This window comes from [Rhizobium] kunmingense, assembly GCF_977018605.1.
On record NZ_CDRNXG010000001.1, the window covers coordinates 1,387,875 to 1,400,642 of the forward strand.

The following is a 12,768-nucleotide window of genomic DNA, read 5'->3' on the forward strand; positions in this document are numbered from 1 at the left end:
TCCGGACCACGTGAATGAAAATGCCAAAATATTCTTGATTCTGATTGATATCGGTGATGAATCTCCACTCAGGAAAATATCTTCATTCACGTGGTCTGAAGCGGTCTTATTCTCAACCCTTGGGCCAGGAATAGCCGATCGTCATCCTCTGAATGATGGCGAGGCTGCGCGGTGTCCCGTCGCTGAAACAGGCGATGCCCCCCAAAAAACCTGCATACTTCTTCGGTCCACAGAATGATGCCCGGCGCTCGTGGAGGCCGGGCATCATTCTGTGGTTGGCTTGACTTAGTGGATCAGGCCGGGCTCGGCGAAACCTCCGGCTTCTTACCTTCTTCCTTCTCGTCGTCGTCCAGCAGGCCGCTGGTCTTGAGCAGCGAGGCAAATCGGCCGCCGAGTTTAGACAGTTCGTCATAGCTGCCGACTTCGGCAATGCGACCGTTGTCGAGGAAGATAACCTGATTGGCGTCGCGCACCGTCGACAGGCGGTGCGCGATGATGAAGGTGGTGCGGTCCTGGCGCAGCCGGTCGATGGCCGCCTTCACCCGTGCCTCGGTTTCCACATCGAGCGCGCTGGTTGCTTCGTCGAGAACGAGGATCGGTGCGTTTTTCAGGATGGCGCGGGCAATGGCGATGCGTTGGCGCTCGCCGCCCGAGAGCTTGTTGCCGCGCTCGCCGACCGTCGTCTCGTAGCCGTTGAGGCGGCTTTCGATGAAATCCGTCGCGGCCGCTGCCTGTGCCGCCTTGATGATATCGTCTTCCGTCGCGCCTTCGCGGCCAAGGCTGATATTATCGCTGATCGAGCGGTTGAGCAGGCCGGCATCCTGGAACACGGCGGCGATCTGCTGGCGCAGCGACTTGCGCGTCACCGTCGAGATGTCGTTTCCGTCGATGAGGATCTTGCCCTTTTGCGGATCATAGACCCGCTGCAGAAGGTTGATCAGCGTCGTCTTGCCCGCACCGGTCGGGCCGACGATGGCAATCGTTTCACCAGCCCTTGCGGTAAAGCAAATGTCGTGGACGCCCTGTTTCGTGTTGGCAAAGCCGAATGACACGTCGCGGAATTCCACTTCACCCTTGATGTCGCGGAGTTCACTGGCATTGGCCGGCTCGGCGCGATCCTCGACCGAATCCTCCAGTACGAAGAAATCCTCGAGCTTGGCGCGCGCCTCGAAAATCTGAGTGGCGAACTGGCGCAGGAGGTCGAGGCGACCGATCAGCAGATTGGCAAAACCGATGAAGGCGACGACGTCGCCGACGCGGATTTCGCCGCGCTGCACGAGCATCGTACCGATCACGAGGATGACGCCCATCGAGACGGTGGAGGCCGTGCGGTTGAGGCCGCCGGCCAGCGCCCACCAGTCGAGCACCGGATATTGGGCCTTCAACAGGTCCTTGGTATAGGCCTTCAGCGCCTGGGTCTCTGCCTCGATGCGGTTGTAGCTATGCAGGACCGAGACGTTGCTGATCGAATCGCTGACATGGCTGAAAACCTGATGGTAGTGGCTTTCAACAGAAGCCTGACCTTCCTTGGTGCGCTTCATCACCGCAACGCCGATGATCCAGTAGAAGACGCTGAGGCAGAGAAGCACGATGCTGAGCCGCCAGTCCATGGAAATGGCGGTCGGGATCAGCAGCAACAGTGCAACGCCGGTCGCGAGATGGGTTCGCATGAATTCCAGCCAAAGGCCGAACAGGCTTTCGGCGGCGCGCAGCAGCGTGTGCAGCGCATTCGAAGTGCCGCGCTGATGGTGCCAGGACAGCGGCATCGAGATGATGCGGCCGAAGGCTTCGGTCAGCAGCGAGGCGCGGCGGCCGTGGGCCAGCCTGTCCGCCTCGCGAGACACGAGAACATAGGCAACCGTGTTGAAGACGCCGAAGCCGGCCCAAAGCATCAAGACGTTGGTGACCGCGCCGCCCGAAGAGATGGCATCGATGATCCAACCGAAGAGAATCGGTTCGGCAATGGTTATCACCGCCAAAACGATGTTGGCGACAACGACCGCCCCGACCCGCCACTTGTTCTTGGCAAGGTATTTCAGCGCCCGCGCGTAGACCTGGAATAGCGTCAACTCACAAAACCTCTTCAGTCATCGACTACCCTTATTTGGGTAAGTGAGCTTTATGGACAATACACGGCAATTCCAAGCCTTTATCAAAGGTCGAATTGTCTGCATTGTGCGCTTGGTGTAATTACGTCGATGATGCACGCATTCATGGTGTTTCTCGTGGCTTTTCTATAAAATATGGCAGGGTCTTTTCAGCCGGTGTCAATTTTGACCAAGCGGTATAAATATCTTCGGTAATTTGATTTCCAGTCACGTTGACGGTGGCCGTTTCGGCCCGGGGGCAGTGTTGAATATTACCTTGATCGTCCAGTTCCTGGTCCTGCTGGGCGAAGCAAAAACACCAGAGCAGGTTCAGGCCCAGTTTGAGAGTCTGGCCTCTGCTTACGGCTTCGAATTCTATAGTGTCCTGATACAACCCTTGCCGCAGCTGAAGCTTCCACGATCCGTGCTTGCCGCCCGCTGGCCCAAAGGATGGCCGGAACTTTACGTCAAACGAAAATATTCGTTGATAGATCCAACCGTGCGCTGGTTGCGCTCCGCGCAGCGACCGTTTCGTTGGCGGGAAGCGCTTCTGACCCTGAAGGCCGACCCGCACCGGCAAAGAATGAAGCGGCTGACGCAAGAAGCGGCGCGGCATGGGCTGCATGACGGGTATATCTTTCCGATTCACGGGCGAAACGGGCTCGTTGGCAGTCTCGGGCTTGCCGGTGTGCCGATCGACCTTTCGCCAGCTGAGCTCAGCCTGTTTGACGCTGCTGCCAAGGCTGCGTTCTGGAGGCTGCTTGAGCTTCGTCACAAGACCGGCGTCTTCGAGAATGAGGTGGTGGCCGAAGTGCAGCTCACCCGCCGTGAAATGGAGGTCATCTTGCAGCTCGCCAACGGGCTGACATCCAACGAGATCGCCAAGGAGCTCGACATTTCCAGCCATACGGTCGACTGGTACATCAATGGTCTGCACGAAAAGCTCGGCGCAAATAATCGCCAGCACCTCATTGCGCTTGCCTTTCGCATGGCGCTGATCGCCTGAAACCATCCCTACTGCGACGTCGTAACGCTTTTTAAGCAGATTGCACTTGCCTAACGCACGTGATGTTGATCTCTTTGCGGTGCAACATTCGAGGCACCTGGGGAGGTCTGTCTTGCCGATATCGAAAATTCTCGTTGCCAACCGTTCCGAAATTGCGATCCGCGTGTTTCGCGCTGCCAACGAGCTTGGCATCAAGACGGTGGCGATCTGGGCAGAAGAAGACAAGCTTTCGCTGCACAGGTTCAAAGCGGACGAGAGCTATCAGGTCGGGCGCGGCCCGCATCTCGCCAAGGATCTCGGGCCTATCGAGAGCTATCTGTCGATTTCGGAAGTTATCCGTGTCGCCAGGCTTTCCGGTGCCGATGCCATCCATCCCGGCTACGGGCTTCTTTCCGAAAGCCCGGAATTCGTTGACGCCTGCGACGAGGCCGGCATCATATTCATCGGTCCTCGGCCCGATACGATGCGACAGCTTGGCAACAAGGTCGCGGCGCGCAATCTGGCGATTTCAGTCGGCGTTCCCGTGGTGCCGGCCACCGATCCGTTGCCTGACGACATGGCCGAGGTCGCGAAGATGGCGGCCGAGATCGGCTATCCGGTCATGCTGAAAGCGTCCTGGGGCGGCGGCGGTCGCGGCATGCGCGCCATCCGCGCGGAATCGGACCTCGCCAAGGAAGTGGTCGAAGCCAAGCGTGAGGCGAAGGCCGCTTTCGGCAAGGACGAGGTCTATCTCGAAAAGCTCGTCGAGCGCGCTCGCCATGTGGAGAGCCAGGTGCTCGGCGATACGCATGGCAATGTCGTGCATCTGTTCGAACGCGATTGTTCGATCCAGCGGCGTAACCAGAAGGTTGTAGAACGCGCACCGGCGCCATACCTTTCGGAAGCACAGCGGGCCGAGCTTGCGGGCTATTCGCTGAAGATCGCCAAGGCGACGAATTATGTCGGCGCCGGTACGGTCGAGTATCTGATGGATGCCGATACAGGCAAATTCTACTTCATCGAGGTCAACCCGCGCATCCAGGTCGAGCATACGGTGACGGAAGTCGTTACCGGTATCGATATCGTCAAGGCGCAGATCCATATCCTGGAAGGTGCCGCCATCGGCACGCCGGAATCGGGTGTGCCGGCGCAAGGCGATATCCGTCTCAACGGTCATGCGCTGCAGTGCCGTATCACGACGGAAGACCCGGAACAGAATTTCATCCCGGACTACGGCCGTATCACCGCCTACCGCTCTGCCGCCGGCTTCGGCATCCGTCTCGACGGCGGCACCGCCTATACGGGCGCGATCATCACCCGCTACTACGATCCGCTGCTGGTCAAGGTAACGGCCTCGGGCTCCACGCCGCGGGAAGCGATCAGCCGTATGGACCGCGCATTGCGCGAATTCCGTATCCGCGGTGTCGCCACCAATCTGACCTTTCTCGAAGCGATCATCGGCCATCCGAAGTTCCTCAACAACTCCTATACGACGCGGTTCATCGACACGACGCCGGAGCTGTTCGAGCAGGTAAAGCGTGCCGACCGCGCAACAAAGCTCTTGACCTATCTCGCCGATGTGACCGTCAACGGCCATCCGGAAACGAAGGGGCGGCCGGTGCCGTCCGGCAAGGTGGCCAAGCCGGTCCTGCCGTTCATCGAGGGCAAGATTCCGGACGGCACCAAGCAGAAGCTGGACCAGCTGGGGCCGAAGAAGTTCGGTGAGTGGATGCGGGGCGAAAAGCGTGCCCTCATCACCGACACGACGATGCGCGACGGTCATCAGTCGCTGCTCGCCACACGCATGCGTACGCACGATATTGCCCGCATTGCCGGCGTCTATTCGCGGGCGCTGCCGGATCTCTTCTCGCTGGAATGCTGGGGTGGCGCGACTTTCGACGTGTCGATGCGTTTCCTGACCGAAGATCCGTGGGAGCGTCTGGCGCTGATCCGCGAGGCGGCGCCGAACATCCTGCTGCAGATGCTGCTGCGCGGGGCCAACGGCGTCGGCTACAAGAATTACCCCGACAATGTGGTGAAATACTTCGTCCGGCAGGCAGCCAAGGGCGGGATCGATGTGTTCCGCGTGTTCGACTGCCTCAACTGGGTCGACAACATGCGCGTTTCCATGGACGCGGTGAACGAGGAGAACCGGCTCTGCGAGGCGGCGATCTGCTATACGGGTGATCTCGGCAATTCGGCGCGGCCGAAATACGATCTCAAATATTATGTCGGGCTGGCGCAGGAGCTGGAAAAGGCCGGGGCGCATATCATCGCGGTCAAGGATATGGCGGGCCTCCTGAAGCCTGCAGCAGCACGCACGCTGTTCAAGGCGTTGCGCGAGGCGACCGATCTGCCGATCCATTTCCATACGCATGATACGTCGGGCATTTCCGCCGCGACCGTGCTTGCCGCGATAGATGCCGGCGTCGATGTCGTCGATGCGGCGATGGATGCGCTTTCGGGCAATACCTCGCAGCCCTGCCTCGGCTCGATCGTCGAGGCGTTGTCCGGGTCGGAGCGAGACAGTGGCCTCGATCCGGAATGGATCCGGAAGATTTCCTTCTACTGGGAAGCCGTGCGCAACCAGTACGCCGCCTTCGAAAGCGATCTCAAGGGGCCGGCATCGGAAGTCTATCTGCACGAAATGCCGGGCGGCCAGTTCACCAATCTCAAGGAACAGGCCCGTTCGCTCGGGCTCGATACGAAGTGGCACAAGGTCGCCCAGACCTATGCCGACGTGAACCGGATGTTCGGTGATATCGTCAAGGTAACGCCGTCCTCCAAGGTGGTCGGCGACATGGCGCTGATGATGGTCAGTCAGGATCTGACGGTTGCCGATGTCGAGAACCCGGACAAGGATATTGCGTTTCCCGAATCGGTCGTCTCAATGTTGAAGGGTGACCTCGGCCAGCCGCCGGGCGGATGGCCGGAAGCAATCCAGAAGAAGGCGCTGAAGGGCGAAAAACCCTATACCGATGTGCCGGGTTCGCTGCTGCCACCAGCCGATCTCGATGCCGAGCGCAAGGCGATCGAGGAGAAGTTGGAGCGCAAGGTCGACGATTTCGAGTTCGCCTCCTACCTGATGTATCCGAAGGTGTTCACCGATTTCGCCTTGGCTTCGGAAACGTATGGTCCTGTTTCCGTGTTGCCGACGCCTGCCTATTTCTACGGCCTGGCAGATGGCGAGGAGCTGTTTGCCGATATCGAACGGGGCAAGACGCTGGTCATCGTCAACCAGGCGACGAGCGCGCCGGATGCGCAGGGCATGGTGACGGCCTTCTTCGAGCTGAACGGCCAGCCGCGCCGCATCAAGGTGCCGGATCGCAACCGGGCTGCCTCAAGTGCCGTCCGGCAGAAGGCGGAAGCCGGTAATGCCGCGCAGCTCGGCGCGCCGATGCCGGGCGTCATCTCGACTGTGGCCGTTGCTGCCGGACAGAAGGTTCAGGCCGGCGACGTGCTGCTTTCCATCGAGGCGATGAAGATGGAGACGGCGCTGCATGCGGAAAAGGACGGTACGATTGCCGAAGTGCTGGTCAAGGCCGGCGACCAGATCGACGCCAAGGACCTGCTCATCGTCTATGGCGGGTAGCGCAGGCCGACATCCGGGAATGACTGGCCGTTCGAACCGGCGACATCGATTTTGAGGAAAAACGAAAAGGCGGTCCATGTGGCCGCTAGTTTCTTTTATGCTGGTTCTTGCGTGTTTGTGCCGAGTTGTGCTTATTGCTGCCTATGGATCATTTCGTCATTGAACGGCAGGCGCAGATTTTGGCGCAACTTCATGCCAAGGGGCGCGTTTCGGCGCAGGAACTGGCGCTGGTCTTCGACGTATCCGAAGACACGGTGCGGCGCGACCTGCGGGAAATGGCGTCGCGCGGCGAGTGCGAGCGTGTCTATGGCGGGGCGCTCCTGCCGACGGGCCAGACCGTGCCGCTCAGGACACGTATTGCCGACCAACCTGATCGCAAGGCGCTGTTGGGCGGCAAGGTTGCCGAGCTGATTTCAGAGGGTAGCGTTGTGTTCTTCGACGCGGGTTCCACAAATCTTGCCGTCGCGCGCGGTCTGCCAGCCGGCTTGCGGCTGACTGCCATTACCAACACACCGGTGATCGCAGCCGAACTTGCAGGAAAGCCGGGGATCGAGCTGGTGGTCATCGGCGGGCGGATCGACCCGGCGGTCGGGGCTGCGATCGACGCTACGGCAATTCGGCAACTGGAAACAATCCGGCCCGATCTCTGCATTCTCGGTGCCTGCGGGTTGACGCTGGATGACGGTCTGGCCGCCGATATCTTCGAGGATGCGGCATTCAAGCGGCTGGCGGCAAGGGCCGCGAGGCGTAGCCTTGCGGCTGTCGCCACCGACAAGCTTGGCCATCGCGCATCTTTTCACGTCCACGATCTTGTCGCACCGTTATCGCTGGTGCTGGAAGCCGACGCGGATCTGGCCCTGATCGAGCAGTTGGCCCGGCAGGGCGTCGACTTACACCAGTGCAGCGCCGTCAATGACATCAACGACAAGAAATCGAAACAAGGAAACACCCCATGAGCCATTCGGATGTCGAGAAGATGGGGCGCCCGACTGGCTCCTATCTGACGAGGGAGCGTGCAGGCGTGGCCCTGCTGTTTCTGATGAACGGCTTCATGATCGGATCCTGGGCGCCAAAAATCCCGGAATTCGCCTCGCGGCTGGAGCTCAGCGAAAGATCGCTCGGCCTGATGATCCTCGCCTTTGGCCTGGGCTCGATCATCATGATGCCGATTGCCGGTAGCCAGATCGCGCGTTTCGGCTCCAGTTCGGTTTCGAAAGTCGCTGCCGTTCTGCTTACCCCCATGCTGTTCCTGCTTTCGCTGACCGGTGATATCTGGACCGCGGTGGTGGCGATCTCGCTGTTCGGCGGACTTATCGGGGCTATGGACGTGGCCATGAATGCCAATGCGGTGGCGACGGAAAAGCATATGCGCCGCGCCATCATGTCGTCCTGCCATGCCTTCTGGAGCCTTGGCGGCCTTTTGGGCGCTTCGACCGGTGGTTTCCTGATCAGTCTGCTCGGCGTACTTGCCCACTCGATCATCGTCACGCTGGTGGCCGCCTTGATGATCGCCGCCTGCTGGAAGATCGTTCTTCATGATGCGCCGCATCCGGATGAGCAGAAGGATGAAAGCCACAGCCGCCTGCCGCGCTCACCGCTGCCCTGGCTGATCGGTGTCATCGCCCTGTTCTGCATGGTTCCCGAAGGCGCGATCCTCGACTGGGGTGCGCTCTACATGCGCAACGAGCTGGGGGCGTCGGTTGCGCTGTCCGGTTTCGCCTTTGCCGGTTTTTCCTTCACCATGGCGGTGATGCGCTTTGCCGGCGATCTCATCCGCGACAGGCTGGGGGCGGTGATGACGCTACGTATTTGCGGTGTCATTGCCATCTGCGGGCTGGCCATCATCGGACTGGCTCCGAATTCGGCAGTCGCCATCGCAGGCTTTGCGCTTGCCGGTATCGGAATTTCCAACATGGTGCCGATCGTCTTTTCGGCGGCCGGAAACCTGCCGGGCATGGCGGCCGGCGTCGGACTGTCGGTCGTGACCACCATGGGCTATTCCGGCATCCTGCTTGCGCCCTCGCTGATCGGCTTCGTCGCGGAACATACGGGCCTTGCCTCGATCTTCCTTGCGCTCTCCGGCTTCCTCGTCGTCGTGCTGGCCGTCTCGCGACTGGCGCGACATGCGGATGGCGCCCATCACTGAATGAAGCATGTCGCAAAAGTGCCTTAGCTGAGTGGTTGACAAGCGGCGATGCATACGCCACCTGAAATGCAACTCTGCCAAGGCACCGAGACGCGAACCATGACCTCACCCATCGATTTTGATCCGAAACCGCGCCGTCAGACCGTAGCGGTCGATGTGGGCGGCGTGATCGTCGGTGGTGGCGCGCCCGTCGTCGTGCAGTCGATGACCAATACCGACACGGCCGATATCGATTCGACCGTGGCGCAGGTGGCGGCGCTCTACAAGGCCGGTTCGGAAATCGTCCGCATCACGGTCGACCGCGACGAGAGCGCTGCAGCCGTGCCAAAAATCCGTGAGCGTCTTCTGCGCCTCGGCATGGATGTGCCGCTTGTCGGCGACTTTCACTATATCGGCCACAAGCTGCTGTCCGATCATCCTGCATGTGCCGAGGCGCTGGCCAAATACCGCATCAATCCGGGCAATGTCGGCTTCAAGGACAAGAAGGACAAGCAGTTCGGCGACATCATCGAAATGGCGATCCGCTACGACAAGCCCGTGCGTATCGGCGTCAACTGGGGTTCGCTCGACCAGGACCTGCTGACCACTCTGATGGACCGCAATGCGGAAGCCGGTTCGCCGCTTTCCGCCCGTCAGGTCATGCATGAGGCGATCGTGCAGTCGGCGTTGATTTCTGCCGAGCTTGCCGAATCGATCGGGCTGCCGCGAAACCGCATCATCTTGTCCGCCAAGGTCAGCCAGGTGCAGGACCTGATCGCCTGCTATTCGATGCTGGCCGAACGCTCCAACCACGCGCTGCATCTGGGCTTGACCGAAGCCGGCATGGGCTCGAAGGGCATTGTCGCGTCGTCGGCCGCCATGGGCTATGTGCTGCAGCACGGGATCGGTGACACGATCCGCGTGTCGCTGACGCCGGAGCCGAATGGCGACCGGACGAAGGAAGTGCAGGTGGCCCAGGAAATCCTGCAGGTCATGGGCTTCCGCCAGTTCATTCCGGTGGTTGCCGCATGTCCCGGCTGCGGTCGTACCACCTCGACGGTGTTCCAGGAACTGGCGCAGAATATTCAGGAAGACATCCGCAAGAACATGCCCATCTGGCGTGAGAAATATCCGGGTGTCGAAGCGCTTAACGTCGCGGTCATGGGCTGCATCGTCAACGGTCCGGGTGAAAGCAAGCATGCCGATATCGGCATCTCGCTGCCGGGTACGGGCGAAACACCGTCGGCCCCCGTCTTCATCGACGGCAAGAAGGCAATGACGCTGAAAGGCCCCAATATCGCGGGCGATTTCGAGAAGCTGGTTTCCGACTATATCGAAAACCGCTTCGGCCAGAATCGGACAGCAGCCGAGTAAATCTCCCCCATTTCCTTGTTTCGCCGCATTTCGTGGTAAGGAAGTCTCACCACCTAGGACGGGGAAACGATTCGAATGCTCAAGAAATTTGCCATCGTCGCGCTGGCCGCGACCTTCCTTTCCGCTTGCACCACGACCGATCCGTATACGGGTGAGCAGAAGATGTCGAACACTGCGGGTGGCGCCGCAATCGGTGCCGGTATCGGCGCACTCGGCGGTCTGGTCATCGGCGGCGGCAACAAAGGCCGTAACGCGCTGATCGGTGCCGCGATCGGCGGTCTCGCCGGCGGTGCGATCGGCAATTACATGGACCGTCAGGAGTCCGAACTGCGCCAGCAGCTGCAGGGCACCGGCGTTTCGGTCACCCGCCAGGGCGACCGCATCATCCTCAACATGCCGTCCAACATCACGTTCGCGACGGACCAGGATCAGGTCATTCCGCCGTTCTACGATACGCTGAATTCCGTCGCGATCGTTCTCAACAAGTTCGGCAAGACCTATATCGACGTCAACGGTCACACGGATTCTACCGGCAGCCTGCAGCATAACCAGGGTCTGTCGGAACGTCGCGCTGCCTCCGTTGCCAACTATCTCGGCGGTCGTGGCGTCGACCAGCGCCGCATGTCGACCATGGGTTTCGGCCCGTCTCAGCCGGTCGCTTCCAACGCAACGCCGGATGGCCGTGCGCTCAACCGCCGCGTGGAAGTGGCGATCGCGCCGATCGAGCAGCAGTAAAGTTCAAAGTTACGCTTAAGCGGCCCCGCATGCCTGACAGGCGTGCGGGGCTGTTTTCGTTCTGCCTGCTTGCTTCAGATCCGGCTGGTCAAAAGCTTGATGCCGGCAAGACCGTAGAACACGACCATGATGCCCTCGATCCAGCGGCGTGCCGAGCGATAGACCCTTAGGGCGTGGCGGGTGGAGAAGAGGAAGGCGTAGCCGGTGAAGATGATGAAGCTCGATGCGCTGAAGATCGAGACGATCAGGGCCACGGCGGAAGGCGGCGCGCCGGGCGGCAGGCCAAGTGAAATAACCGCAAGCCAGCCGAAGATCGCCTTCGGGTTGGTGATGTGGATGGCATAGCCGCGCAACCACAATTGTCCGGCACTGTGGCGTGGCTGGCCTTCGGCGAGCGTGATGTCTTCGTCCGGCCGCCGTGCCGACCTATAGGCTTTCCAGGCGAGATAGATGAGGTATAGGCCGCCGAGGATCTTGATGATCTCCAGCGCCAAGGCATAGCTGCGCAGCAGCGCTGCCAGGCCGAGAGCGGCGGCACAGGCCCATGTGAGCGAACCGCAGAAAACGCCGAGCGCAATGAACAGGCCAGAGCGGCGTCCCTGCGAGATAGCGGTTGTCATGATGGCGAAATTGGCAGGGCCGGGGCTGAGAATTGTAATCAGATAGGCCATATAGGCCGGCCAGATATAGGGCAGGTAAGTCGCGATATCCGGCATGATGCCCTCCCGTGGCAATCTGTGTGGCGATCCCTGCGGTGATCCTTGTCTGAATGATCCGGATCGCCAGTCGGCCGGATATGTCAGCTTTTGCGGTCGGCGATGAAACGCGCGGCCTGTTGCAATATGGCAGCGTTTCCACCGTAAGGCGAGAGCAGCGATACGGCTTCTTCGGTCAGCGTGTCCAGCTGCTTCTCGGCCCATTCGATGCCGTGAAGGCCGACCAGTGTTCCCTTGCCGCGACCTGCATCCTTGCCGGTCGCCTTGCCGAGCGTCGTGGCATCGGACGTGATGTCGAGAAGGTCGTCGGCAAGCTGGAAGGCGAGACCGATCTTCTCGCCGAACCGGCGCATGCGGGTGCGGTCGTCCGTCGGGCTTCCAGCGATGATCGGGCCGGCTTCGCAGGCAAAACGCAGCAATGCGCCCGTCTTCATCGCCTGCAGCGTACGGATGCCTGTCTCGTCCGGTGCATTCGTCTCGGCGGCGAGGTCGAGTGCCTGGCCGCCGGCCATGCCGCCGGCGCCGGCGGCGCGCGCGAGCGCCAGCGTCAGCTCGATCTTGCGCTCTGCCGGCAGATCCGTTTCCGGCGCGGCGATGATGTCGAAGGCGTAGGTCAGCAGGCTGTCGCCGGCGAGAATCGCGGTCGCCTCGTCGAAGGCCTTGTGCACGGTGGGTTGGCCGCGGCGAAGGTCGTCGTCATCCATGGCCGGCAGGTCGTCATGGATCAGCGAGTAGCAATGCAGGCATTCCAATGCCGCGCCGACACGCAGGGCGGCAGTGTTTCGCGCGCCGAAAAGGGCGGCACTCTCGGCCACCAGGAAGGGACGAAGACGTTTGCCGCCGTTCAGCGTGCCGTGGCGCATGGCCGCCATCAGGTTTTCCGGCCTAGCGATCTCGTCTTCTTGAGTGTCGGACGACAGAAGGTCGAGCAGCAGCGCCTGCGTCTCGGCGGCGCTTTCTTTCAGGCGGGTCTCGAAGGATGTCTGCTGGGTCGTGGTCATGTCGGTCCTCATGGGCCGCTGTGTTGCATGCCGCTTTCGCGCTGGCAACGGTATTCACCACCCCACAGGAAGTTTAGCGGCCAAGACTCGTCACGCGCGGTCATTCTGGCTATGGAATACGGGGTCACACGGTCACAGGCTCACTGGGAAACG

General features: G+C 60.8%; 9 protein-coding genes. 6 read left to right on the forward strand and 3 right to left on the reverse strand.

Annotated elements, in window-relative coordinates; all coding sequences use genetic code 11:
• Positions 1 to 293: 293 nt before the first annotated feature.
• Complete coding sequence (locus AC0JZ4_RS06710; RefSeq protein WP_471885627.1) at positions 294 to 2,069, reverse strand: glucan ABC transporter ATP-binding protein/ permease; 1,776 nt, start codon at positions 2,067 to 2,069, stop codon at positions 294 to 296.
• Positions 2,070 to 2,352: 283 nt separating this feature from the next.
• Between AC0JZ4_RS06710 and AC0JZ4_RS06715 the strand changes: the two genes are divergently transcribed.
• The 6 genes from AC0JZ4_RS06715 (at position 2,353) to AC0JZ4_RS06740 (ending at position 10,898) form a co-directional block, all read left to right on the forward strand.
• Complete coding sequence (locus AC0JZ4_RS06715; RefSeq protein ID WP_471885628.1) at positions 2,353 to 3,093, forward strand: helix-turn-helix transcriptional regulator; 741 nt, start codon at positions 2,353 to 2,355, stop codon at positions 3,091 to 3,093.
• Between the two features lie 112 nt (positions 3,094 to 3,205).
• Positions 3,206 to 6,664 carry a pyruvate carboxylase gene (gene pyc, locus AC0JZ4_RS06720; protein ID WP_471885629.1) on the forward strand — a complete coding sequence of 1,153 codons (3,459 nt, stop codon included), beginning with the start codon at positions 3,206 to 3,208 and terminating at the stop codon, positions 6,662 to 6,664.
• Positions 6,665 to 6,807: 143 nt separating this feature from the next.
• Complete coding sequence (locus tag AC0JZ4_RS06725) at positions 6,808 to 7,620, forward strand: DeoR/GlpR family DNA-binding transcription regulator (RefSeq protein ID WP_471887819.1); 813 nt, start codon at positions 6,808 to 6,810, stop codon at positions 7,618 to 7,620.
• Complete coding sequence (locus tag AC0JZ4_RS06730) at positions 7,617 to 8,810, forward strand: MFS transporter (RefSeq protein WP_471885630.1); 1,194 nt, start codon at positions 7,617 to 7,619, stop codon at positions 8,808 to 8,810. The genes AC0JZ4_RS06725 and AC0JZ4_RS06730 overlap by 4 nt, the downstream gene beginning before the upstream one ends.
• Positions 8,811 to 8,909: 99 nt before the next feature.
• A complete protein-coding gene (ispG, locus tag AC0JZ4_RS06735) occupies positions 8,910 to 10,163 on the forward strand; it encodes a flavodoxin-dependent (E)-4-hydroxy-3-methylbut-2-enyl-diphosphate synthase (protein ID WP_471885631.1) in 1,254 nt (417 codons plus the stop codon).
• Between the two features lie 75 nt (positions 10,164 to 10,238).
• Positions 10,239 to 10,898: a YiaD family glycine zipper/OmpA-like lipoprotein gene (locus tag AC0JZ4_RS06740; RefSeq protein ID WP_471885632.1), complete on the forward strand. Its 660-nt coding sequence runs from the start codon at positions 10,239 to 10,241 to the stop codon at positions 10,896 to 10,898.
• A 74-nt stretch (positions 10,899 to 10,972) separates the two neighbouring features.
• Here AC0JZ4_RS06740 and AC0JZ4_RS06745 read toward each other — a convergent pair whose 3' ends face one another.
• The gene (locus AC0JZ4_RS06745; protein ID WP_471885633.1) at positions 10,973 to 11,614 is read right to left on the reverse strand and encodes a LysE family translocator; all 642 of its coding nucleotides are present in this window, start codon (positions 11,612 to 11,614) and stop codon (positions 10,973 to 10,975) included.
• A gap of 83 nt (positions 11,615 to 11,697) precedes the next feature.
• Complete coding sequence (locus AC0JZ4_RS06750; RefSeq protein ID WP_471885634.1) at positions 11,698 to 12,615, reverse strand: polyprenyl synthetase family protein; 918 nt, start codon at positions 12,613 to 12,615, stop codon at positions 11,698 to 11,700.
• Positions 12,616 to 12,768: the final 153 nt, after the last annotated feature.